This is a genomic window from Planctopirus hydrillae, assembly GCF_001707835.1.
Lineage (GTDB): Bacteria > Planctomycetota > Planctomycetia > Planctomycetales > Planctomycetaceae > Planctopirus > Planctopirus hydrillae.
In genome coordinates this window covers 1-25,109 of record NZ_LYDR01000099.1, presented here as the reverse complement: position 1 = coordinate 25,109, position 25,109 = coordinate 1, and the positions used below count along the sequence as shown (strand labels likewise).

Below are 25,109 nucleotides of genomic sequence, written 5' to 3'. Positions count from 1 at the left end.
TCATCACTTCTGATAAATTCCAACCTGCTGGCGATGAAATCACGGCATGGCCATTAATAGCCAAGATCACGAGTGTAGCCGCTGATCTCACAGAGTAAAACCAACCAGCCACAAATCATAAAAAATGTGCGGATCATCGCACCATAAGACCATTTTGAACCGATTTTGCCTGAGGAATTGGCGTGACATCCGAAGCGTTTTTCAAAACGATTCGATGAAAATCACCAGGCCGGATTGGCAGGCTGCTGAAATTCCCGTTGAGTGAGAAAGCTTTCCGACGAGATCGCAGATCACCCAGTGACCGAGTTATCAGCTCACCTGATGCACAAACATCATGCCGATCCCAGAAATCGAAACGCCTGATCTGTCGATCTCGCATGCTTGCTCCGAGCCGCTGTCTCTTACACACAACTTTGCATGAGTTCAGATTTGAGGTGTGGTCTTAGACTGGGTGGCTGCGGTCAAACGTCCTCGTTTGCCCCCAGGTCATTGGACTCTCAATGTTTATGGCGAATCTGATCAAATGCCATAAAGGGACGTCTCATATGAATTTGTACTGGCAACGCTCTCGATCTGGGGGTGGATGACGTCGACCAACCCCAACCTGCCAATGGCCTTGCCTGGCAAAAGGACGCGCATGGCGCGGCTTCTTGTCGTTGTGTCGAACACAACGACCCGGCCACAAGTTGGCCGGGCCACCCGACATCATTTTTGTCGGGGTCGGCAATGACCCAAGATGTGCGTTATTGACAGATCCGAGTCGCAAGCATGGCACACGAAATGAGTGACATCATGGAATCCGTACAAGGAATCAGGCGGGCCAGATCTGGCTGCCACCATCAACACGCAAAGCCTGCCCCGTCACAAATTGACCTAATGGGCCGGCAAAGAACTCCACCACCTGAGCCACTTCCTCAACCAGGCCAATTCGATCGAGCGTACCGGCTTCGACCAGACGACTCTGATCGACCGTTCGTGTTCCCAGGTATCGACCAGTTCGCGTATCGCCGGGGGCCAGAGAATTGCAGGTCACTTCGTATGGCCTGAGTTGTTCGGCAAGGCAACGCGTATACTCGACCACAGCCGCCTTGGCAGTTGAATAAATGGCGCTGTTGGCATTTCCCCGGAATGCAGCGATCGAGCTGATGGTAATGATGCGGCCCTGTCGTCGCTCCATCATCCCACGAGCTACCTGCTGGCAGATGTGGATGGTGCTCATCAGGTTGCGATCCAGCACCGAACGGACATCGATGGCTTTGATCATGACCGCGTCGTTGGGATTGGGCTTTCCACCGGCGGCGGCAATATCTCCACCAGCCGAGTGCACCAGAATATCAATCGGTCCCAATTCAGAAGTCACTTCCTGAACGACGCGAGCGGCATCGGCCTCGACGGTGAGGTCGCCCAGAACGCGGTAAGTTTTTGTGCTGTATGCCGTTGCAATCTCAGCGGCCGTATGTGTCAGTGTTGTCCCTTCGCCGTATTCGGAGGGGCCATTCTCCCGCAGGCCGTGGACTCCAACATGGCAGCCGAGTTTCGCCAGATGCTCGGCAAACGCGCGGCCCAAGCCTCGTCCTGCACCAGTGACCAGCGCGACTTTGCCTTCAAGCAACCGACTCATGGACGAATAACTCCAACCTGGTGCAGATCATGAAATGCGGGGAAACGGATTCAACCAGAAACTCCCGGAGGAGCCTCACCAGCCCAGTGACATATTGGTCTCAATGGCTCGTTGAGCTTCATCTTCTGAAACTCCCATCCCGACCATATATAAATGGATGGCTTCGATTTTGTTGCCGTGAGATTTAGCGAGGCAATCGCGCGCCATTTCACTGGGGGAGGCAGGGCCAGTTAATCCCAGCAGTCTTTTGGAAATCACCCACGCATCCCGCGGACGCCGACCGATTCGGAGAATTTCCTCGTCGGGAAATGTCTCTTGCGTCAATGCCTCGGCCGCCTCACGGGATTCTGTCCAAGCGACCATGATGTGTGCCGACGTCTCAATTTCAAACAGTGGCATCTTTCGGCCTCTTTACGTCCCGGTATCTCTGGCAAGGAGTATAAGGCACCAGTCGTCTTTGCTCCACTGATCGCCGCACTCTGCGCAAATAGAAGTCTAAGCGGCGGTTCGAATCTGACTTTCCGGGCGAAATCGACACTCTTCAAAACTCGAGGCTCTGAATACTCAAATTGAGGTTGAAGGAATCAGAAATCGACTTTCACATTTTCCCGCTGGTAGATGGGCAAATGGCGGTAGTAGACTTCGAGTGTCATGACAGCGAGGCAGGTCATGTAGAGCCGACCACCCGAACCACCGTGAGGATCAGCGACGTTCCAACTGCCGGTGGCATGTCCTTGTTTTAACTGGGTTTTGACAAGCTGGTCACGCATGACTGCGTTCCATCGCTGCCATTCCGGCCCACCCCAATGGTGCATGACCTGAGTGGCGTAATAGTTGTAGTACATGTCTCCTTTGGCCGGTTTGGCTTTATCCAGATGAGCCACGCCTTCCTTGAGAGCGGGCTTATTGGGTTCCCAACCCATGTAGATGCGGCAGAGGAGTGCAGCGGCCGTCATCGAATTTTTGGCATCGCCACTCCCGGGGACATAGGTGTACTGAGAGCCACCATTCTTAGCACAGGCATCGAGGAATTTCTCGGCACCACGGAAGGTTTGCGGAGGCACTTTGATCTTGCTCATCTGGGCACTTTTGAGTGCCATAATCTGCCAGCCAACAACCGATGTATCACCGGCCTGTCGCGGCTGATAGCGCCATCCGCCATCTTTGGGATTCTGCGCGTTGACAATGAATTTGACCGCATTGAAAGCGGGTGTACGTAAGCGTTCATCCTTGGTAAGAGCGAGAGCTTCACACAAGGCGATGGTCACCAGCCCCTGCGTGTAAAAGCCTTCGTTACTCGAGACAATTCCCCGGAAATCGCCACCTTCGGGAGTCACCTTCTGACTTTTGATCATGAAGTCGACGGCTCCCTTCATCTCCTTCTGGTAGTCGCCCTTCTTGTGGGTATGCCCGCCACCCATGTAAGCGAGCATGGCCATGGCTGTCGCACCGGTTTTACAGGCTTTCAAGGTTCCTGGCTGACTGCAATCACACCCCTTGGTCCCGACATGATTGAAGTTCCAGCTCCCATCATCGGCCTGATGATTGGCCAGCCACTTGAGTCCCGTGAGCACTGCCGCCTCACTGGCATCATTCCCACCCTGCTCCTTCAGCAGTTGAGACTTGGCGGCGGCGGAACGGCCAGCCATCGCATCGCCAATTTTGATGTTCAAGCCACTGTCGGCCTCGACCGAGTCGAGCACCATCGAGGGATCCAGATCGTTGATATTCGGCATATCGACCGGAACATCCGCCACATCCAGAGCATTCGACTCCGACTGATTCGGATCGACATTCGTCTGAATGATTTCTTCGGGCTGAATCAACGACGTTTCGGTAATCGGCTCGGGCTCAACTTCATTGATCGAAGCAATCGTGGTGAAGATTTCTTCCAGTTGACGATTGTCAAAAACAATCATTGCGCACAAAAACAGAACAATGGCATGAAGGAAAGTGCTCACGCCGACTGTCACGGCAATTTCAGACCACTTGGCACCTTTGGTTTGTGCACCATCGAGGCGAGCCGTTACGGAAGGGCGTTCGGGCGTCCGAACTGCACCAGAATTCTGGATCGTTGTTGCCATGCAAAAGTATTCCTGTTCTGTGAAAGCCCCAGCGATGAGGTGTTCCACAAGATGGCGAATCGCCGACAGATAGGGAATCGATCAAAGATTACTGATGTTTATTGATGCTACGAACCTTCAGGTGAGGGGTCAAGCACCCATCCCTAGCCTCTTACCCTGAAGATACGTCGATTGTTCGTCAAATTGATGATCAATGGTCAGCTTTTTTGTAGATCAAGCCTTCTCCGACAGAATCAAGTGGCCATGTGCTGCTGTCGGAATACATTCCACGTATTTCAGGTCGGCCCCTGCGATCCAGCCGCGATACTCTTCCAGACTGTACGCCCGGCCTTCCGTCAGTGAAAAAAGTGCCAGCGAATAGAGGGCAATTTCCAGCGGGCCCGTCAAATCGCTGTTTAACAGCACATCATGAATCAGCAGGCGGCCACCTTCCGGCAAGCCGGAAGTCGCCTTCGCCACCAGACGAGCACACTGGGGGCGATCCCAATCATGCAGCACATTCGAGAGCAAAATGTCGTCAGCCGGTGGGAAGGGATCAGACCACATATCCCCGGCATGCAACTCCAAACGATCGCGAACCCCTGTTTCTTCCGCCAACTCAGCGGCTATTCTCAGCACTTCCGGGCGATCAAAAATAATGCCTTTCCAGGTGGGGTATTTCTGCAGAACTGCCATGGTGTAAATCCCACTGCCGCCAGCAACATCCAGCAGAACTCGACCACCATTGCCAGAATGGCTATTGAGAACTCTTCCAGGTTGGCCCGCTGGAAGCACATCAGCAAACCGGGGAGCAACATTCCACGCCCGGCCAGCCAGAGACAACGTCAAAAACCGGGCAGAGTCCTCGCGATCCATGGCCGATTCAGAACCCTCACGAAAGATGAAAGCAGCCCCCTGCTCGCTCTCCGCTCCTTCAGGCCGGTCGGACTTCAATCGCTCGACCAATGCCAGTGTGCCTGCTGATTGTGCAGCCAGCGAAATGTATCCACCCACACTGAAGGGGCTGGAGGAGACCAGATGATTTCTTGCCAGCGGTGTCAAGTCGATATCGCCATCGAGCCCTCTGGTGAGCAGTTGCATCGCACAAAGCCCGGTGACAAGCACCTGAGTGGCTCGCTCGGACAAAGCCAGGCGACTCTGCAATTCGTCCAACGACAAAGGACTCTCGTTCAAAACGTCAAAGACATGCAAGTGGGCGACCGAAGCTGCCAGAAGTTCTGTCGCGAAGTTGCCTCGAAAGAGATCAAAGATCGGCGTGACATCTGTCGGTGGAAACCGTAGTGCATCTTTCATTGCCATGCCGAACTCCAGAATTCCGTGATCAACTCAGGTTGAGATTGTATCGATTACCAACGAGTTTCTTCGCACTAGAGGCCCATCAAAGACCTGGCAATTCGAGGGACATCGAGCAGACTCCAGTTCTCAGAATAAATGTCTGGTCGGGAAGCAATCATGACCGGCCCTTCCGCAGGTTCGAGGCCTTTCGTCGCAAGTCTTCCATGCGAACCCTTAACGATGGAGGCATCCAGTCCGATCACATCCATGTAGTAACGAAAGCCAAGTTTCTTCTGGAGCAGACGCCGGACGATGCGCAGCTTCGGGAACTTGAGTTGCGGATCGAGCAGCAGTTCAGTGGGGTCGTAGCCAGGTTTACGATGGATGTCGATCGTACGGGCGTAATCCGGTGCCAGATGATCATCGAGCCAGAAATAGTACGTGAACCACGCCTGTGGTGCGGCAATGGCCACCAGTTCGCCGGCTCGTTCGTGAGCAATTCCCAACTCGACTTTGCCCGCTTCGTCTAACACGCGTTCAATGCCGTCAGTCTGCTCCAGAAGTTTCTTGACTCTCGGGATATCCGACGCGTCTCGAACGTAGACATGAGCCACCTGATGATCGCTGACGGCAAATGCTTTTGAAGCTCCACAATCGAGTGTTTCGTAACCTAATGGCTCGCGGCGAGCGACCAGCCAGCCAGCCTCTCGGAGCACACGATTGATGTGCACAGGTTTCGAAACTTCCGTAATGCCGTATTCCGAGACAACCAGAATTTCGGCACCAGATTCCCGGGCGGCCTCGATGACACGTCCCGCTTCGAGATCGACCTCTCGTAGAGCAATTTGAATGCGAGGATCATGCGGCCCGTACCGCTGCAGGTCGTAATCCAGATGGGGCAGATAGACGAGCGTCAGTGACGGTCGATAACGTTTCATCACTTCAATGGAGGCTGTGGCAATCCAGCGGGAACTTTCGATCCCCGCCATCGGCCCCCAGAAGGACTGCAAAGGGAAGACCCCCAGTTTACTCTGGAGATCATCGCGCAGTTCCGTGGGATGTGAATAGGAATCGAAAATTTTACGACCATCGGCCGGGTAGCTGGGCCTGGGAGTCATCGAGAAGGCGACAGGTGCATACATGTTGTACCACCAGAACATCTTGGCGGTGGTCAGGCCCGGATCAATCGATGTCAACTGCTCGTAAAGTTTTGTCCCTTGAACCAATCGATTGGATTGCAGCCAGAGGCGCACTTCACTGGTATCGCGAAAGTACCAGCCATTGCCAACAATGCCATGCTGAGTCGCAGTGCTCCCTGTGAGCATCGAGGCCTGTGCCGTGCAGGTCACTGCCGGAAAGACTCCGCCGGCGGGTGCTGCTGTACCCGCTTTGGCAAGTGCCGTGAGATGGGGCGTGTGCTGCCCCAGATGTTCGTATGTCAGACCCACCACATTGATGATCACCAGCGGCTGAGGCATAGGAGATGACTTTGTCCTGGCGGAGAGACTGGTGGATTCTGTCAATAGACGGGTTCAGATCCTGTTTACGGATTTCTCTGAAAGTGGCTGATCAGCGCTTCATTCACGGCCACGGGTTTTTCCAGTGGAGAGAGATGCCCGGAATCGGCAATTGTGACGAAGTGCGAGCCGGGAATATCACGAGCCATCTCGGCCATCCCTTGTGGTGGTGTGATTTTGTCTTCAGAACCTGCCACGACGAGCACAGGAACGGAGCACCTGGCCAGTAGATCTGTCGAGTCTGGCCGGCTGGCCATGGCCCGCTGGGCAACTGCCAGGCCACGGGCTGCCTGAGAAATCATCAGATCACGCACAAAGTCGAAAAGAGCGGGCCGGTCTTCGTTGACATCTGGTGCCATCACCATGGGCATCATGGCTTCAGCAGCCACCCGGCTGCCTTCGACCAGCAGTTTATCAACCATGGCCAACCGCTTCTGGGCAGCTTCGGGAGTATCGGCTTCCCGTTTCGTATTGAGCAGTGCCAGGGAACGGATTCGATCAGCCGCCTGGCGCAACATCCCCATGGCGATGTACCCTCCCATCGAGAGCCCCACCACATGAACAGGTTGCTGTGGGGCAATGACATCCAGCAGGGCAGAGGTGACGATCGCATAGTCATCGATCGACAGACTGTCTTTGACCAGCGGTGTCTGCCCGAAGCCGGGAAAATCGGGGACGATCAACTGATGATTCGCCGAAAGCGGCACCATCTGCTCGCGCCACATGCGATGAGTCAAAGGGAAGCCGTGCAGCAGAACAACGGGTGGGCCTTCACCTTGAACGACAGCAAAGACTCGACCGGCAGTTGTTTCAAAATAGGGCATGTTGGCGCAATCCCTGTTCCCTGAGTGCAGGCTTTCAATGAGTCATTACAGTCTATGCTCCAAGGGAACCCCGGCAAAGTGTCCGGCCGAATGGATCGTGCGGGAACGTGAGAAAATGGTCACAGCGTGCCAACCTGCGCCTGCGGCGTAAACTGTAACTTCTAGGCGTTGAGGAACCTTTTACACCGAACCACAGAATTCAAACGCTCGTCGCGAGACAATCCAGCATGCTTGCACCGAGCCGCTGTCTTTTTCACACAACTTCTCGTGGATTTTATTCTGCGATGTGCATCGAGACCGCGTGGCTGGGGTCAAACGTCCTCGTTTGCCCCCAGGTCTATAGACTTTGTTCGTCCCTGGCAAACTTTCTCAACTATCGTGAAGCATGTTTTGAGGTGCATTTGAGTTCTCCCACACAGACGCAGTTTTTTGCTCCTTCTCCCGTTCTGACGGGAAAAGGTTGTGATGAGGGCGAGCTCGAACTTTGTTGGCGTTCGATCAACAATCGGCTTCATCGCAGGACGCTCTTCATCTCTGGCCGATGGATGACAATTGGCGTTCCTGCGGATGCCTCGGTGACTGTTACACATCCATCAGCAAAAACCCTCACCCTGCCCTCTCCCACGCAGACGCGGGCGAGGGTTCCAGAGGCATGAGCATGGCACACAGGGCGCACTGATTTCATGAAAATCGAGTGATCCTGCGAGAAGAGAACAACCTGTAGAAATGAGAAAAGGCGGCTCATTCTCGATGGAGTGAGCCGCCCTGAATCCGAATTTTCGCGCCAATGTGGGTGCATTCGCGTGAAGGTTGTCGCTTGTCGTTACATGAATCAGATACTACACGAAAAGTGACGTAATGGCCTGGGCCTTGACCAACTCGCGTGGCTGGTTCAGATGATTGTAGACGATCGTTTCGGGATGGATGCCGAACGAGTGGTAGATCGTGGCCAGAAGTTCAGCCGGATGAACTGGCGATTTGCTGGGGGCTGATGCCGTTTTATCACTTTCGCCATAAACGGCTCCTGGCGTAATGCCCGCACCGGCCACCATGGCGGTATAGCAATAAGGCCAGTGATCGCGACCATCAGCACTGTTACCGTTACCGGACGTGCTGACGCCCTTTTGCGGGCTGCGTCCGAACTCACCGACAGCGACCACGAGAGTTTCGTTGAGCAGTCCCCGCTGATCGAGATCGGTAATGAGACCTGACAGACCGGCATCGAACATCGGACCAGACTGCTTTTTCATGCGGTCCGTCAAACCCACGTGATGATCCCACGAATGATTATCGCTGTTCGCCACTTTCGGCCAGACCACTTCGACTACACGGGTCCCGGCTTCCACCAGGCGGCGCGCCAGCAGGAGGCTTTGACCAAAAGTGTTGCGGCCATACAGATCGCGGGTGGCATCGTCTTCGGTGGAAATAGCAAATGCTTCCCGGGCCCGGCCGGAAATAATCAGACCGAGAGCCTGATCGTAGTATTCACCCAGCTTGTAGTCGGCAACGGCTTCATCCATACGGGGCATGAGTGAATTGATCTGCTCACGGAGGCGTGCCCGCCGTTCGAGACGCGTCGCATAAACTTCGGGCCGCAATTGGAGGTCGTCAATTCGAATGCGCTCCATCTTGGCCATGTCCATGTCGTCACCATCGGGATAGAGCGTGTAAGGATCGTAGGCTTTGCCCAAAAAGCCAGCCGTTCCTCCTTTGCCGACGACGTTACTTTCCTGAAGTGGTCTGGGGAGCATCACGAAGGGAAGCATCTGCTCCTTGGGTGGTTTCAGGCGGATGATGTTCGAGCCAAAGTTAGGAAAATCCTTGGGAGATGGAGGTTCCAACTGGCCTGAGGGACTGACTTTATCTGTCGTGTAGCCAGTCATCATCTGATAAATGGCGGCCGTATGGTTGAAGAGGCCATTGGGGGTATAGCTCATCGACCGGATCAATGTGAACTTGTCATTCACCTGGGCCAGTTTGGGCAGAATCTCGGTGAATTTGACGCCCGGCAGTTTGGTGGAAATGGGAGCAAACGCACTGCGGACATTGTCGGGAACATTCTCCTTGGGATCCCACAGGTCGAGATGACTCGGGCCCCCTTGAAGATAGACCAGGATAATGCTCTTCGCTTTGTTCCAGCCCGGACCACCGGTGGCGAGAGCCGAATCATTCGCCTGTGCCTTGAGGCCCAGCATCTGACCAAGTGACAGGCCAAAGAGTCCAGTTCCGCCCACACGCAGCAGAGCTCGTCGCGATACGCCGAGATGGGGATCGCACATATCTTTTCCAGGTTGACCGGGGATAACTAACATGGCGAGGTGCCCCTAAAAAGTAACAGGTTCAAAAATTGATTCGGATTGGTTCTTTGGATGATCGACCCAGTTTTGGATGATCAACCCAGTGTGGTCGTTCACAGTTCGTGAATCTCAATACCTTGATGAAGAGTCGAAAACCTGATTTCGGTCTAGTGGTTGAACAGGAACTCGGGACTGTTGATGAGGGCCCAGGCGACATCCTGCACCATCGTCAAACGGAGATTCTCCAGTTGCTTTGTACTCATGTCCTTATCGGTGCGGCGTGAGACGAGCAGACGATCTTCCGGAATCGGCTGTTTCGCTGTCGCGACGGCCTCCTGAAGTGCGACATGCTTGGGATCAGGTGGTAATGGAGCACTCAGCCTGGCAATCTCGACTTCAATTTTACGAAGACCTTCATCCTGAGCGATGATGAATTCTTCGAGGGCAGCCTGCATTTCTGGTGTACGAGCTTCTGGATTCAAAACGGCCATTTCGACCAGAGGCGGCAAGCCCACCTGAAGCGGAACGGAGGCGGTCGTGAGCGAGATCCGGAATCGGCCTAAGGCGTGCAAACCATCGGTGTAACGCTGATCGAGCAGGAAAGTCAGTTGAGTTCCGGCTTCGAAGTCAATGGGCTGATCGAACTCGAAGGTGGCCCAGTGAGTTTTGCCGACTTGAGGATGAATGGCCCATCCATTGTTGTTCGGGTTCCGTTTGCCATCCAGGGCGGTTTCTACCGCGTAGTTCTCCTGTGAGAAATCGGCGATGGCCCGCTTGAGTTTAAGTTTTTTCTTTTGTTTGGGTTTATCGAGCGGTGCGGCTTCGACTTCGATTTCGGTCAGGACGAAGTTTCCGCCAGGCGCCAGACCCGGGCCACGCGAAGGAAGCCGAACGTCCGTCAACGCTTCGAGGCGGAAGCCGGTAATTCCGCGCACCTGGGTGTCGGCAACAATCGTGTAGAGGTGATTATTGCCCGGCTTTGATTCTGCCAGAATCGATTGATCGGGCTGTATTGTCAGCGTCGCATTCAGGCTCGACTTGGCCTCTTTAGGGACAACCGTTTGCCATGCCGGCGATAGCTGTTCCGTGGGAACTGGCGATTTCCATTCTTTCACGAGTGTTTCTTTAAGTTCTTCACGGCGCTTCTGACTGGCCTCCTGTTGTTGAGCCAAAGATTGCTGCCTCTGCTGTTCCGCCTGCATACGCTTCGGGAGAAACTCTGCTTCAAAGCTTTGCAACTCCTTTTCGGCCAGTGCCAGGCGTTCAAGACGCTGAGCTTCCAGACGGGCGAAGATTTCTTTCCACTGGGCTTCGCGCTGCTGATAAAGCGTTTCCACCTTGCGATGATCCGCGGCAATCTGATTCATGCTCTCGACAGCGGCATTGACTTCGGCATCTGTGGCAGGGCGTCCAACCATTCTGAGGAAGACTTCATTGATCAGTTGCTTGTCGTCGGTGATCTGCTGAGTCAGCTTGGCCAGTTCGTTGGCAGGGTCTTCCACCGCTTCGGCCACTGTGGGGCCACTGATGAGGGCCATCACAGGGCCCAGTTGCAACCCGCTGCTGCGCTCGCATTCACAGGCACTTTCACGAGTGGGGCGACCAAAGGTATTGAGGAACCCACTGGGCAGTTCGACTCCTGAATCGGGAAGAGACGCAGCTCTCGCTCCTGCCGGCACACCAGGGAACTTCGATACAGCCCCTGTCCCACGGAAGATCGAATCATAGAGAACTTCTGCAGGAAGACGGCGAGCCATGGCGTGCGAGTAGTTGATTTTGTCATCTTCGTTCCATTTGTTGGCATCGACAGAAAGCTGATACGTGCGCGATTTGCAGATCAACCGCATCATGTGCTGAGTGTCGAAACCATGCGTGAGGAATTCGCGAGTGAGTTCATCGAGCAGTTCGGGATTACTTGGCGGGTTCCCGGCGCGAATATCATCGATTGGTTCAATGATCCCCACTCCCAGCATGTAACCCCACAAGCGGTTCACATAGCTCTTTGCGAAGTAGCGGTTGTCTGTTGAAGTCATCCAGCCGGCCAACTGCTCGCGACGCGATGCCTGCTCGGGCAGGGTGGCGTGTGCTTCAAACGGGAAACGAGGTGTCGCCACCGCTTTCGTTCGATCATGAATCACATCGCCTGAGGATTTATCCTTGATGATTTCATAAAGAGGTGTGGCCCCTTCAACGGCTGTTCCACCAATGCGACGATCACCCGAGGCTGGATCTCTTTCGCGGTCAATCTGGGCGAAATAGGCAGCAGTTTCGTAGTACTGATCCTGAGTCCATTTTTCGAAGGGATGGTCGTGGCATTTGTTGCAGTTGAAGCGAATGGCCAGGAACAAATGCGTCGTATTTTCCATGGCATCTTCGGGAGTCCGCAAGATCTTGAAGTATGAGGCTGCGGGCTGATCTTTGTTCGAGCCTTGGGCCGTCAAAACTCTGCGGGCGAACTCGTCATAAGGGAGATTGCCAGCCACCTGCTCGCGAATCCATTGCCGATACGCAGCCGCACCTTCAGCTCCAAGGAACTTGCGATTGACCTGCAGCAAGTCGGCCCATTTGTTGGTCCAGAATTCCACATAATCCGGGCTCCCGACAAGTTGATCGACCACTTCGTCGCGCTTGACACGCGTAGGCCTTGGATCTGCCAGGAAAGACCTGACCTTGTCTGCCGATGGTGGCAGACCCGTCAGGTCGAGATAGACCCGGCGGAGGAATTCAGTATCGGAGCAGAGCCCACTGGGCTGAATCTTCATTCGCTCCCACTTGTTGGCCACGAGTTCATCAATGCGACCCCAACTTTCCGGGGTTTGCCAGGCAAATCCGGTGCGATCGCCCATCACTGTGAGCGTCGTCGCGGCATAAGCCCCTTCAAAGCGGGCGAGAATGGGAGCTTCACCGCGGCGCAGAGATGTCAAGAGGCCCGAGCGGCTGGCAGTCGCCACTTCCATATTGCCTGTCTCAATAAATGACTCGCGAGTCACATCCCGCCGTGCTCCATCCGCATAGGTGGCCATAACACGGAACTGCTGCTGCCCACCCACTTTCTGAATAATTGGATTCTCGGGCTCCAGGCTGATGGAGGTCACTCGCGGTGTCGAGAGATTGAGTTTGGCACCCTGAGCGATCCAGCTTTCGATAATTGAGTAATAGATCTCGTCGCGATTGAGCAGATGTCCGCCGACGTGAGGTGTCACCATCGTGGGCTTTAAGAGCATGAGGCTGTCTTGAGGTGAGGCCAGATTGATGCGGCGGCCAGCGAGATCGTCGGTGAACCCCCGGAGATCAAAGAGCGGATCGTAGCCTCGCAATGAAAGTTTAAAGCCATTCTTCCCCTGGGCCGCTCCGTGGCAGGTTCCCTGATTGCAACCCAGCTTTGACAACACGGGATTCACATCTCGCACAAAGTCGACTGGGTTCTCATGCGCTGGCCAATCGGCTTTGACCGAAGTTTTGACAGAGAGTTCGCCCCACTGAATCACGAGCTCACCGGCACCGGTCTCGCGAGGTTCGACCAGCCCTGTGGGAGAGACGACAACGAAGGGTGCCTGGTTTGTCGAATACTTGACCAGGCGTGTGCCATCGATCACATCGCCATTATCCAGTTTGGCAAACACAAGCAGTTGCACGGATGAAAAACGGCTGGTGAACTCCAGATTTTCCGGAGCCATCGACAATGAGACAATCGTGCGACCAGAAGGCAAAGATTCCTGACTGGAAGGCCCTTCCTGACTCGATGTCGCGGCTGGTGCCACCTTTTTTGAGGAGGCTCCTGTGGAGACAGTCTGGTCGTTCTGCGCGAGATTGACTACCGGGAACGATTTCGTCTGTTCGCCTGTGGTCACGTTTATCTGCCGGAGCAGACCATCGGCTCCGCCAATTGCCAAAGTCTGCCCGTCCGGCGAAAACGCGAGTGAGTAGAGCGAACTTTCCGGCATACTTCCCTGAGCCAGAACTTTTGTGTTCAACGTGAGGTACTTTTCGAGCTTCTCTTTTTCTTCCGCTGAACGGGCTGTGACCACTTTCTGATTAATCGCTTTAATGTCATCCGGCAGAGACGTATCAAACGTGTAGTCATATATTGCCCAATGGCCCTGGCCATCGAGTGAAGAGGCAGCGGCAAAACGCTGACCATCGGGGCTGACGGCCACCGAGAAGATTCTTCCCGGCAGAGCGGGCATGTGCCGGATGAGGTTGGCATCATCACCAATCACGCGATTCGTCACGCGGAAGACACGGTACACACGGGCAATCCCGTCGGATCCACCGACGATGATCTCATCTCGCTCGGGATGCCGGGCAATGGCCTGGATACCACCCTTGAGCGCTCCGGGAGTGATCGAAGTGACGTTATCGACGAATCGTTGAGTGGCGACTTCGGTCAGTTTGGTCGTCATATCGCGACCGACAGAAATCAGGTGCGAGCCATCCTTGCTGAAGACGGTATCGCGCACCCAATCACTGTGAGCCCCTTGAAACAGAACCTGCTCACCCGTGGCGGCATTGAAGGCTCGAACCGAGTTATCAGCCCCGCCCAGCGCGACGAGCTTTCCATCGGGTGACCAGCTTCCTCCATAGAGAGTGTCGAACGTGACTGTGGCCGAAGTTTCGAGCGACCAGTCCGCAGTTTTCCAGATCTGGAATTCGCCTGTGCGACCAGGATTTCCACCGACGATGAGAACACGGGATCCGTCCGGGGAAAACCGGACAGTCTCAATGCGTTCCGATTGTCCAATCAAGCGAGCGACAACAGCCCCTGACGTGCTATCGAGAATCAACGCTTCATGGAAGCCTGCCACAGCAAGGAGCTTGCCATCCTTGGAATAGTCGAGCGATGTAATCAATGGGAGCCGACTGTAAACGGGGGGATGCTCCTGATCGAAGATTCGGAGTTCTGCCGGTGGTGAATCATCTTTGGCACCCTCGCGAATCCAGCGAGAAATCAGATCAATTTCAACCTGTGACAACGCGGGGAGCCCTTTGGGCATTTCGGCCTGCCCTTTGTCATTCCGCTGGATTTGCGAAATGAGGTAGCTCGCTTCGGGCTTTCCGGGAACGATCGAGGGTGTGCCGGTTTCGCCCGGCTTCATCAGGCTGGCAAAATCAGTGAGAATGTATTCACCCTGCGACTTAGCCGCCTGATGGCAACCCGAGCAGCGAGATTGCAGCAATGGCTTAATCTGAGAATGAAAGCTGACGGGCTTGGTCTCGGCACCCTCTTTGGGCTGATCTTCGGCCCAGGAGGAGTTGATTCCGATGCTGCTGGCAGCGATCAGAACGGCCATCGTGGCGCTGCAGAGGAAATTGCGAACAGAAGACAACTGATCCACAAGGGATGGGAACGATTGTCCAAAAAGGCAGGCGGGTTGAGGCATAGCACATCCGGAACCGAAAGGAGCGGTCAACAATTGTTGCAGTGCAGACTGCAACCAGAAACCGTTCCCTTGAGCCTCATGATGCTCGTCGTGCGGTTTGCTCTCGTAAGCTCCAGCCGTCAGCACAAGTTGATGCAGACTCAATCAGCTCACTCAATATGGCAAAACCCGACTTGCCAGCCCAGCTCCGTGTGAAAACATGACGAATCATCGCATGTCGCACACAGCGCCGGAGCCATGAAACTCATGGGAACACCCGGCGCCAGTCCACTTTGCCAAAGAATTTTCTGTGGTGAATTTTGCTTCACAACAGAAATTAAAAACCCTGGCAAAGGGTAGCTCGAATCATCGAGCAGGCTATCAACACACTTTAGGCTATCGGACTTCCGACAAAATTCAAGCCAACTTTTATTTGTCTTTGTGCTCTGAGGGTTTCAGATTGTTTTTCCCGGAACAGGAATTCCGCACAAGAATGTCCATCTGAACCGTGTTCTGGACTTGCTCGCCGCAGAAATCCAATGCGATTTTGTGAAAAGCTCACCACGGATTGTTCTCACAAAACAAAGCGAACTCGCGTATTTCTTCATATCGTCGACCAGATCTCGCCTTCAATCCCGGATCTTGATCAGGCGAAACATCAGAGAAATGCAACAAAGACATACCCGACTGGCCTCAAGGCTGACGAGCCCCAGATTTTGTCCAATCGACTGTGAGCTGGTGTTCAGCACCAGATTTCAGCTTCACTGCGTTATCCGAAAGATTGTGAGGGGGATTAGAAAGATTGTGAGGGTTCTGCCAAGAGGCGTATTGCCTATCTTTGAGAAACTTCGATACGATCGGTAAAGCCGGTGTGATTGTGGCAGGTTTGTTCCCATTGAATTCAGGGATGTTGGAATGATTCAGCGATTGCCGTCTCGAGCGGTGGCAGGTCTTGTCGCATGTTTGTGCTTCATGGCTGCCTCCACGATTTTTGCCCAGAACCTGGGGAAGACTTCCACCAGTGAGCAAACAACTGCTCGACTGGCTGCGGATATGATCAGTAAGTATCACATTGGGCAAAAGGCAGTGGATGACCGAATTTCCCAACTGACCTTCACCCGATACTTGAAGGATCTCGATCCCGCGAAGCTCTACTTCACAAAGGCCGATATCGACGAATTCAGCCCTTATAAGGACAAGCTGGATGACCTGCTGAAAGCGGGGAATGTGGAGTTTGCCCATCTGGTGTTCCAGCGTTATCTGCAACGACTCACCGAACGGGTGGCGATTGCTCACCAACTGATTGATCTGCCCCACGATTTCACCGTTGATGAATCGATGGTGACGGATGGCGATCTGCTGGCTTATGCCGCCACTCCGGAAGAGCTCAACGAACGTTGGAGAAAACGCATCAAGTTTGAGCTCGTCTCGCTCTTGTTAGATGATAAGACGATCGAAGAGGCCAGAAAGCAGGTGCATAAGCGTTATGACACGCTGCTGAAAGCTGCCAAGGGAACCGAGCCTTCCGAAATTCTCGAGATTTATCTCTCGGCAGTGGCTCACTCGTTTGATCCCCATTCGAGCTATATGTCGCCTCAGACGGTGGAAGACTTCCAGATCTCGATGCGATTAAGTCTCGAAGGGATTGGGGCAGCACTGCGTTCCATCGACGGTTACGTCACGGTTTCTGAAGTGGTGCCTGGTGGTGCCGCTGAGAAGGATGGCCGTCTCAAAGCCAATGACAAGATTGTCGCTGTTGCCCAGGATGGGGAAGATTACGTCGATGTGGTCGAGATGAAGCTTAATCGCGTCGTCCGCCTGATTCGTGGTATGGGCGGCACCAAAGTGAAGCTGAAGGTTGTCAATGCTGCCGGTGAAACCAGCGAAGTCGTCCTGACCCGCCAGAAAATTGAACTGAAGGCTCAGGAAGTCAAAGGGGAGATCATCCCGCTCGAAACCCGCATTCCTGGTGCAAAGGGCCGGATTGGTGTGATCAATATTCCTTCGTTCTACCGCGATTTTGGTGGAGCACAGGCTGGCCAGGACAATTTCAAAAGCACATCCCGCGATGTCGCCAAAGCCTTGCAGGAGTTCGACAAGCAGGGCGGCGTCGATGCCGTCGTGATTGATCTGCGAATGAATGGCGGCGGTGCCTTGACCGAAGCGATTGAAGTCTCAGGCCTGTTTATCGATCAGGGGCCAGTCGTTCAAATCAAGGAACCCAACGGTAAAATCAAGTCTTACGACGATGAAGACCCCGGAGTGATGTACAAGGGCCCGCTGGTGGTGCTGTGCAATCGACTGAGTGCTTCCGCCTCCGAGATCTTTGCCGCAGCGATCAAGGATTATGGACGTGGGATTGTGGTGGGTGATACCACTACGCACGGTAAAGGAACTGTGCAGCATGTGATGCCGATCAGTAACCGGATGTTCTCGGTACTCAACAACCAGGATCTGGGTTCGGTCAAGCTGACCATTAATCAGTTCTACCGGGTCAATGGCGACAGTACACAGAACCGGGGAGTTCCTTCGGATGTGGTGCTCCCGTCACTTGTCGATCACATGGATCTGGGAGAATCGTTCCTGGAGAACGCACTGGCTTTCGATCAGGTTCCCAAGGCAGCTCATCCGATTTACGACATGACACCTGCCAATGTCCTGGCTGCTCTCAAAGAACAAAGTGCGCGCCGTGTAGCTGCTGAAGCTGACTTTGACAAGATTCGTAACGATGTTGCACGCTTCGATGCTCGCAAGAACCGCAAGACAATCTCTCTGAATCAGGAAACGCTCAAGAAAGAGCGAGATGAAGAGAAAGCTGTGGAAGAGATCCGCAAGGAAGAGGAAGAGCACGAAACCAAGGGAACCAATGGGCCGATCTTCAAGAAGACACCCTATAACGATGAAGTGCTCAAGATCGCCAGCGAGTATGTGACATTGCTGCGTCAGGCGAAGACAGCCAAGCGATAATTCGAGCTTTATAAAGCCGGGCTGCAGAAAATTTTGCAGTTCGTCAAATGTCGACATCCGAGGGGCGGCCCACTTTTATAGTGTGTCGCCCCTCGGGCATTTTGGGGCTTGGCGCTCATTGCACTTCGATTTCCTACCTGTGAACCACCGGATCATGAACCTAAAAACAAGGTGACATTGAAAGAAGACCTTGCTGGGGAGCGAGTTGAAAATTTACGATCATTCACCGGTTTATTTCAGGATCGCCTTCACCACCTGACCATGAACGTCAGTCAAACGAAATTGCCGACCCTGAAATCGGTAGGTCAGACGCGTGTGATCAATCCCCAGGCAATGCAGGATCGTCGCCTGTAAATCATGGATATGCACGGGTTGATTAACCACATTGAATCCAAAATCATCGGTCTCTCCGTAGCACATTCCCGGTTTGATCCCCCCACCCGCCATCCAGATCGAAAACGCTTTGCCGTGATGATCCCGGCCATACGCATCCAGCCTGGCACTTCCTTGAGCATAAGGAGTACGCCCGAACTCACCACCCCAGATGACCAGAGTCTCATCCAGCAATCCCGTCTGCTTGAGATCCTTCACGAGGGCCGCACTCGCCTGATCAGTATCTTTGACCATGGGCGGCAATCGCTCATGAATACCACCATGGTGATCCCAGTCCCGGTGGTAAAGTTGAATGAATCGCACACCTCGCTCAGCCAGACGTCGAGCGATGAGACAGTTACGGGCAAAGCTGCCAGGAACGTGAACATCCTCGCCGTAACTGTTCAGCACATGCTCGGGTTCGTGACCAAGATCCATCAAGTCAGGGACACTACTTTGCATGCGGTAGGCCAGTTCGGCCTGAGCGATACGAGTTTCAATCTCGGGATCACCGATTCTGGCGAAACCTTGCTGATTCAGTTCCTGAATTCCATCGAGCATCCAGCGTCGGTTTTCTCGAGTCAATCCCCTGGGATCGCTGAGATACAGGACAGGATCTCCTGAGCCGCGAAACTGAACTCCCTGATGTTCGCTTGGCAAAAATCCGCTGCCCCACAATCTGGCCAGCAACCCTTGCCCGGGCCTCTCTTTGTTCATAGAGATCAGCACCACGAAGGATGGTAGATTGTCGTTGGCACAACCTAAACCATAGTCCGTCCAGGCTCCCATACTCGGACGCCCCGGCAACTGGCTCCCCGTCTGAAAGAAAGTAATCGCCGGGTCGTGGTTAATGGCTTCGGTGTAGACTGATCGAATCAGACAGATGTCATCTGCGATTGTCCCGGTATGAGTCAGCAATTCGCTCAGCTTTGTGCCACTCTGGCCACAGGGAGAAAAGTTCCACTTGCTGGGCTGACATGCCAGTCTGGCTTGCGAGGCCACCATCCCCGTAATGCGTTGCCCCTTCCGAATCGAATCTGGCAGATCTTCGTTAAATCGCTCTCGCAGCACTGGCTTATCATCAAAGAGATCCAGATGAGACGGCCCACCCGATTGAAACAAACAGATCACTCGTTTTGCTGTCGGTGCAAAATGAGGTAAACCGGGCAGCCCACGCTTCGTGGATTGATCGGCTTGTGAACCTTGCACCTCGGGCTCGCCCAACAGGTGCATCAGCCCCGCAGCACCAATCCCAAGGCCCAGCTTCGATAGAAAATCACCACGCGAAATATGCTCACAGCCAGGTATTCTGTGCATGGTCACTCAATTCTTGGTAATGGTTTCATCGAGACTTAAGATCATATTGGCAACAGCCATTGCCGCCGCTAAATCCGTCGGTGCAATCGATTCATCGATCGTCGAGGCACCCATTTGAATAAACGCTGCGGCATCTGCCGGACGACTTTCAAAATCATTACGTAACCGCTTCAGCGTCTTAACCAGAATCTCTGACTCAGCCGCGACGGGCAATCGACCTGTGGCCAGTTGAAACGCGAAGGAGATTCGAGAGGAATCTTCGTTACCACCTTCTTTGATCATGCGGGCACCAAGTTGCCGGGAAGCCTCCAGATAACCAGTTTCATTCCATAACAGGAGCGCCTGCAGGGGAGTATTTGTTCGGGAACGACGCGCCGTACAGACTTCACGATCGGGTGCATCAAACGTCAGCATGGCGGGATGGGTGACGGTCCGTTTCCAGAATGTATATAAGCTTCGCCGATAGAGATTGTCTCCTTGACTCAATTGCCACCTGGAGCCCGGATACTCCGTACCAACCACGATGCCGTCATAGAGTTTATCTGGCTGATAAGGATACACACTGGGGCCGCCGATCTGAGGTTTGAGTAACCCGGATATGACTAATGCCTGATCTCGGATTAACTCAGCAGGTAATCGAACACGTGGCCCGCGTCCGATTCGGCGATTCTCAGGATCCCTCGCCACCGCTGTCGGCGTGGTTTCACTGCTCTGCCGATAGGCGGCTGAAAGCACCAGCGATTTCATAAGCGCTTTCACGTTCCATCCGGAATCGACAAAATCACGGGCTAACCAATCCAGAAGTTCAGGATGACTGGGCCACTCACTCTGTGACCCGAAATCTTCGACCGTCTTCACAAGGCCAACTCCAAACAGTTGGGCCCAAAATCGATTCACAACGACTCGTGAAGTTAAAGGATGTTGTGGCTGGGTCAACCAGCGTGCCAGACCAAGACGATTTCGCGGAGCATCGACTGGCCACGGAGCCAGCAAAGTCTCCAATGCTCCCGGGGTCACTTCTTCCGCAGGGGCATCATAATTCCCCCGAGTGAGTACATAGGTCTTGCGCGGTGTCTGAGACAGATACTTTCTGCTGTATCGAATACTATATCGATCAAGAGAAGCATTCATATCCTGGGCTTCGCCGAGTTCTTTCATCACCATCGTTGTTGGCAACTCCCGGCGTAATGCGAGATGTTCCTCCCATAGCCTGCCCCGCTGATCGATCAGCGTTCTTAACTTCGCGTGACGTAATGATCTTTCCGTCATTAACCACGATTGAGAGGTTTCGCACTTCGGATGAGATCGTGCATAGAGGATCGCTTCTTTGAGGAACTCGTCGCGAATCTCTTCGCTCGTCGGTAATCGCTGACTCCAGCGCAACTCATCGATCTGACCTAGAAATCGAGGGCTGCCTTTGGCATTGTCTCTACCAATCAATACATTTTTATCAGGAGCTTCATTGATAAGGCCGTCATATAAACTGTGCGTAGCAACTTCCTGCCCATTGACAAAAAACCGAACCGCAGCAGCGTTGTTGTCTCCCCCAACGATGACAACAATCTGGCTCCACTGCTCCGGGCTGACTGAGGCCCCTTCTGTAACAACAACTCGCGAATAGACTGGCAGGCGACTGCTCTCACGCCATTCCAGCTCTCCATGAACCAATCGAAGTTCACGCCCTTTTCCATATTGAGCATCGGCTGGCGACCCGCCGTAGTCGATCGAAGAAAGGATGGCAACGTCATCAGAATTCTCTGAATTTGGTTGAATCCACAGCGAGAGAATCGTCTGCTGATGTTTGCTGAAAGGGAGATTCTTCGCCGCAACTTGAATCAGCGGCTGGCTGCTGTTGAAAGAAACTCCATTTCCCACCTGGCGATCTCGCGCCTCGTCAGCTTCCAGTAACCATTGCCAATGATGATTGGTTTCTTGAGTGGTCACGCTGGACTCGACGAGACCACTTGAGTCCATCAAGAGTTCCGGCGACTTCTGCAAATCGGCAATCTCAGCATCCAGCAATCGCAATCGATCTCTCTGATCTGCCAGCACTCTTTGCTGCTCGCGTGTGGGAGCCGGAATCATCGGCACAGCATTAGCGGTTCGCCCGTCCTCGCCATGCTCTGCAACATTATTAAAGAAGGCGAACAAACGATAGTAATCTCGTTGAGTGATCGGATCGAACTTATGATCATGGCAACGGGCACACTCGGTAGTTAACCCCAACCAGGCAGTACTCATAGTACGCACTCGATCAGCGACATATTCCACCCGATACTCTTCGTCGATGATCCCCCCTTCACTGTTGATTACGTGGTTTCTTGAAAAACCCGTGGCAATCTGCTGCTCAAGCGTGGGCGAAGGGAGCAGATCGCCGGCCAACTGCTCCAGCACAAACCGGTCATAGGACATATTGTCATTGAAGGCGTCGATAACCCAGTCACGCCATCGCCACATACTCCGCCGGCCATCGTTATTGAAACCGTGGGAGTCGGCGTATCGTGCGATATCCATCCACTCCATGGCCATGCGTTCCCCGTAATGAGGCGATTGCAGCAGACGATCAACGGCATGCTCGTACGCCGCTTCCTGTCGCTGAGCCACATCACTGATAAAGACGCGGATCTCCTCAGGAGTTGGGGGCAAACCAATCAAGTCGAAACTCACCCGCCTCAGCCAAACTTCGGGTGACGATTCGGCAGACGGAACGCCCCCCTGTTTTTCCAGACCCGACAAAATCAATCGATCAAACGGCTGTCGAGGCCAGGATGGATTTTGCACCTCAGGCAGCTTCGCTTTCTGCGGTGGCAGGTAAGCCCAGTGGATCTGGTAACTGGCCCCCTCTTCAATCCAGCGTCGGATGGTTTGAACCTGCTCTTCAGTCACCAGTCGATTCGAAGTTGGTGGGGGCATTTTCTTGTCAGGATCGTGCGCGACCAGCCGAGCCAACAGTTCACTGGCATCAGGCTTTCCCGGCACAATCGCCCGATAACCCCCCAGGTCTTTAACGGCCTCTTCACGCACATCCAGACGCAAATCAGCTTCTCGATGCTGCGGATCCTGCCCATGACACTGGAAGCAATTCTCGGAAAGGATCGGGCGAATATCACGATTGAACGAAAGTTCCTCAGCCAAAAGACTCGGACTCATCGCCACAACCACGAGCCAGGCAGAGATGGTTTTCATGGGACACTCACCGGGTAAATCATGCAGAATCAACTTTCAAGCATCTGACAGCCTAGCACCCAGCCATGGAAAGTCTTGTATTTCCGCTTCTGGCCGTGGTACGTTTTGACCATGGACCACGATGCCGGCCAATTCCAGAAAGCATTTTTCAGTTGCCAGCCTTTGGCCGAGTCGCTCATGAGCCTGTTCGACTCGATGCCGCAAACCTACTTTTACGCCAAAGATCGAAATAGTCGGTTTGTCAAAGTCAATCATCTCTTCGTTGAGAAACATGGACTCTCTCACGAGTCGGAAGCGATTGGCCGATCCGACTTCGACTTTCATCCACCGGTCATGGCTGAAGCCTACATTGCTGAAGACCAGCGCGTCATGGAGAGTCGTAGACCGTTAGGTGGCCAGCTCTGGCAAGTCATTCACAGGCGAGTTTCGATTCGCTGGTACGTTTCCACGAAAACCCCATTGTTCGATTTGTCAGGAGAAGTGATCGGGCTGGCGGGAGCCATGTACGAGGTCGCAGAACCCGAGCAGATGACGCATCATTTTCAAGAGCTGCTTCCGGTGATTAACTATGTCGAAGAGCATTATGCAGAGACCATCGTGATGGCAGAGATGGCAAAGCTCGCAGGCTTGTCGAGCACGCATTTCAATCGACGTTTTCAAGAGCTGTTGCGAATGACTCCAACACAGTATCTGCGACAGGTGCGGATACAGACCGCACGCCAACTCCTGACCTTCACCTCTCGGTCATTAGCGGATATCGCTGCTGACACAGGCTTTACCGACCAAAGCCACTTTACAAAGCGCTTCCGCGAATCAACGGGGCTGACTCCAGAGGCCTATCGCAAGAAATTTCTCAGCCGACAGGGGACAGGTCGATAATCAAGCAGCAAAGGTGATGGGAAGAGGGCGACGCCTTCGAGATCAAATAAACTTAAAGACTGGTAAATCGCAGCGTACGCCAAGTCCGCAGGTGAGCTTGATGCTCGACACGCCACAAGACCTGTCAATCTCTGGGTACTGCTGCGAACCCTCACCAGTATGCAGGAATAGCGGCGACTCTGAATAAGCGGAGCTTAACGAACAAGAGCTGTTTCTTCTCGCAGCAAGGCGGTGGGAGCACCAGGCAGCTTTCGCAATTGAACGGTTTCTCGTGGATCGAGTTCATGCCACGTCAGCGATTTGCTTCCCGACGACTTTAAGAAGATATGAGCCCGGGCATCCCCAATCACTTCCAGATGATTGCGACGAATGACCAGTGCCGCCGACTCCTCAATTGCCAGACCGACCATTAATCGCCCGGAGCCCGGGCGACCTGTCAATTCATCAAGGCGGGGGGAATCTCGCAGCAGTTTGCAGAACCTCTCCAGCCGGCCACCCCGAGCTTGAAAGTGCTGCTCGACAATCGCATTGCGAAGCAGGCCAAAACCGTGAGCAGCCACGGCAGTCTCTGGAGAATCGGGATTTTCCCTCTCGGACCAGAGCGTCATGATCTCAGGGATCGCCGCCGTCCCAGCCGATGTTCCTCCAACCACACCACCACGCTTGACGACTTCCATTAATGCATCTTGGAACTTGGTGGTCTGTGGAAACTCACCGACGAAGCGATAGTTGAGTCGAAGCTGCGATCCCCCGGAGAACCAGACCCCAGTCGCGTTAAGAAGTGGCTTGATAAAAAGATCCGAGTCGGCATCAGCGGGATTGTCCGTGGCGAGGAACTGAAACGAAGCGACTTTCCCCTCACGCGCAAGCTTCGCCCAGCTTCCATAACGCAAATTCACTGCATTCAGAAACTCCTGCTTCCCACGATAATCGGCCAGGCGAAATCCAGCACTCGGCACAAAGACAATTCGAGCTTCCTGGCCACCTGCCAGCTCGATAAACCTCTCGAAGGTCTCGTCTGTCACTCGCCCACCACCATGCAACACGATCGCTCCTGGTTTGGCGTCGTCGTTGGGCTTCGGAAATCCAAGCAAGGCATCATCGGCTGCGAGCCATGAATCAGACAACAATAACAGAATGGTCAGAATCAAAGCCCGGAATCTCATAAGCTGCCACTCCACCTCACGCCTGCAGTCGAAGCACACATTAGACGACTAGCATGTCGAAACCCTGCCCATTCCTCAACAGGAATCTCAAAGGGCATCGCGGCATCCATCTTCATTCGAATACCGAACACCGAACACCACATTCCGCCTAACAAAAAACGAAAAGGCCCTGCTTCGCGTGAGCGAGGCAGGGCCTTCGTTATCAACAGGAGGGGAAGAGGAGAGATCAGCTTTGCGAGACAGT

13 protein-coding genes are annotated in these 25,109 nt (G+C 53.9%); 2 read left to right on the top strand and 11 right to left on the bottom strand.

Features of this window, described 5'->3' with window-relative positions; genetic code table 11:
- Positions 1-811: 811 nt before the first annotated feature.
- The 8 genes from A6X21_RS12010 to A6X21_RS11970 form a co-directional block, all read right to left on the bottom strand.
- Positions 812-1,621, bottom strand: a complete 810-nt coding sequence (locus A6X21_RS12010; RefSeq protein WP_068848181.1) for an SDR family NAD(P)-dependent oxidoreductase — start codon at positions 1,619-1,621, stop codon at positions 812-814.
- A 75-nt stretch (positions 1,622-1,696) separates the two neighbouring features.
- Positions 1,697-2,020, bottom strand: coding sequence for a DUF6793 family protein (locus A6X21_RS12005; protein ID WP_068848179.1), 324 nt, complete (start codon positions 2,018-2,020; stop codon positions 1,697-1,699).
- A 185-nt stretch (positions 2,021-2,205) separates the two neighbouring features.
- Positions 2,206-3,705, bottom strand: a complete 1,500-nt coding sequence (locus A6X21_RS12000; protein ID WP_068848177.1) for a prenyltransferase/squalene oxidase repeat-containing protein — start codon at positions 3,703-3,705, stop codon at positions 2,206-2,208.
- Positions 3,706-3,918: 213 nt separating this feature from the next.
- The gene (locus A6X21_RS11995) at positions 3,919-5,004 is read right to left on the bottom strand and encodes a methyltransferase (protein WP_205847459.1); all 1,086 of its coding nucleotides are present in this window, start codon (positions 5,002-5,004) and stop codon (positions 3,919-3,921) included.
- A gap of 68 nt (positions 5,005-5,072) precedes the next feature.
- Positions 5,073-6,458, bottom strand: coding sequence for an alkaline phosphatase family protein (locus A6X21_RS11990; RefSeq protein WP_068848175.1), 1,386 nt, complete (start codon positions 6,456-6,458; stop codon positions 5,073-5,075).
- 65 nt (positions 6,459-6,523) lie between these two features.
- Positions 6,524-7,321 (bottom strand): alpha/beta fold hydrolase, encoded by a 798-nt coding sequence (locus A6X21_RS11985; protein ID WP_068848173.1) that lies wholly within the window; start codon positions 7,319-7,321, stop codon positions 6,524-6,526.
- 839 nt (positions 7,322-8,160) lie between these two features.
- Positions 8,161-9,633, bottom strand: coding sequence for a DUF1501 domain-containing protein (locus A6X21_RS11975; protein ID WP_068848169.1), 1,473 nt, complete (start codon positions 9,631-9,633; stop codon positions 8,161-8,163).
- Between the two features lie 152 nt (positions 9,634-9,785).
- Positions 9,786-14,909 carry a DUF1549 domain-containing protein gene (locus tag A6X21_RS11970; protein ID WP_240490247.1) on the bottom strand — a complete coding sequence of 1,708 codons (5,124 nt, stop codon included), beginning with the start codon at positions 14,907-14,909 and terminating at the stop codon, positions 9,786-9,788.
- A gap of 984 nt (positions 14,910-15,893) precedes the next feature.
- Between A6X21_RS11970 and A6X21_RS11960 the strand changes: the two genes are divergently transcribed.
- Positions 15,894-17,945 (top strand): carboxy terminal-processing peptidase, encoded by a 2,052-nt coding sequence (locus tag A6X21_RS11960; RefSeq protein WP_068848165.1) that lies wholly within the window; start codon positions 15,894-15,896, stop codon positions 17,943-17,945.
- A gap of 231 nt (positions 17,946-18,176) precedes the next feature.
- On the opposite strand, the gene A6X21_RS11955 is transcribed toward A6X21_RS11960, so the two are convergent.
- Positions 18,177-19,634, bottom strand: coding sequence for a DUF1501 domain-containing protein (locus tag A6X21_RS11955; protein WP_068848163.1), 1,458 nt, complete (start codon positions 19,632-19,634; stop codon positions 18,177-18,179).
- A gap of 6 nt (positions 19,635-19,640) precedes the next feature.
- Positions 19,641-22,820, bottom strand: coding sequence for a DUF1553 domain-containing protein (locus A6X21_RS11950; protein WP_083233571.1), 3,180 nt, complete (start codon positions 22,818-22,820; stop codon positions 19,641-19,643).
- 111 nt (positions 22,821-22,931) lie between these two features.
- Between A6X21_RS11950 and A6X21_RS11945 the strand changes: the two genes are divergently transcribed.
- Positions 22,932-23,699, top strand: a complete 768-nt coding sequence (locus tag A6X21_RS11945; RefSeq protein ID WP_068848209.1) for an AraC family transcriptional regulator — start codon at positions 22,932-22,934, stop codon at positions 23,697-23,699.
- A gap of 194 nt (positions 23,700-23,893) precedes the next feature.
- On the opposite strand, the gene A6X21_RS11940 is transcribed toward A6X21_RS11945, so the two are convergent.
- On the bottom strand, positions 23,894-24,865 hold the full coding sequence (locus tag A6X21_RS11940) for a cyanophycinase (protein WP_068848161.1): 972 nt from the start codon (positions 24,863-24,865) through the stop codon (positions 23,894-23,896).
- Positions 24,866-25,109: the final 244 nt, after the last annotated feature.

Coding starts and splice junctions, on each gene's coding strand:
- A6X21_RS12010 (WP_068848181.1), bottom strand. CDS start 1,621: ATGAGTCGGTTGCTTGAAGGCAAAGTCGCGCTGGTCACTGGTGCAGGA.
- A6X21_RS12005 (WP_068848179.1), bottom strand. CDS start 2,020: ATGCCACTGTTTGAAATTGAGACGTCGGCACACATCATGGTCGCTTGG.
- A6X21_RS12000 (WP_068848177.1), bottom strand. CDS start 3,705: ATGGCAACAACGATCCAGAATTCTGGTGCAGTTCGGACGCCCGAACGC.
- A6X21_RS11995 (WP_205847459.1), bottom strand. CDS start 5,004: ATGGCAATGAAAGATGCACTACGGTTTCCACCGACAGATGTCACGCCG.
- A6X21_RS11990 (WP_068848175.1), bottom strand. CDS start 6,458: ATGCCTCAGCCGCTGGTGATCATCAATGTGGTGGGTCTGACATACGAA.
- A6X21_RS11985 (WP_068848173.1), bottom strand. CDS start 7,321: ATGCCCTATTTTGAAACAACTGCCGGTCGAGTCTTTGCTGTCGTTCAA.
- A6X21_RS11975 (WP_068848169.1), bottom strand. CDS start 9,633: ATGTTAGTTATCCCCGGTCAACCTGGAAAAGATATGTGCGATCCCCAT.
- A6X21_RS11970 (WP_240490247.1), bottom strand. CDS start 14,909: ATGGCCGTTCTGATCGCTGCCAGCAGCATCGGAATCAACTCCTCCTGG.
- A6X21_RS11960 (WP_068848165.1), top strand. CDS start 15,894: ATGATTCAGCGATTGCCGTCTCGAGCGGTGGCAGGTCTTGTCGCATGT.
- A6X21_RS11955 (WP_068848163.1), bottom strand. CDS start 19,634: ATGCACAGAATACCTGGCTGTGAGCATATTTCGCGTGGTGATTTTCTA.
- A6X21_RS11950 (WP_083233571.1), bottom strand. CDS start 22,820: ATGAAAACCATCTCTGCCTGGCTCGTGGTTGTGGCGATGAGTCCGAGT.
- A6X21_RS11945 (WP_068848209.1), top strand. CDS start 22,932: ATGGACCACGATGCCGGCCAATTCCAGAAAGCATTTTTCAGTTGCCAG.
- A6X21_RS11940 (WP_068848161.1), bottom strand. CDS start 24,865: ATGAGATTCCGGGCTTTGATTCTGACCATTCTGTTATTGTTGTCTGAT.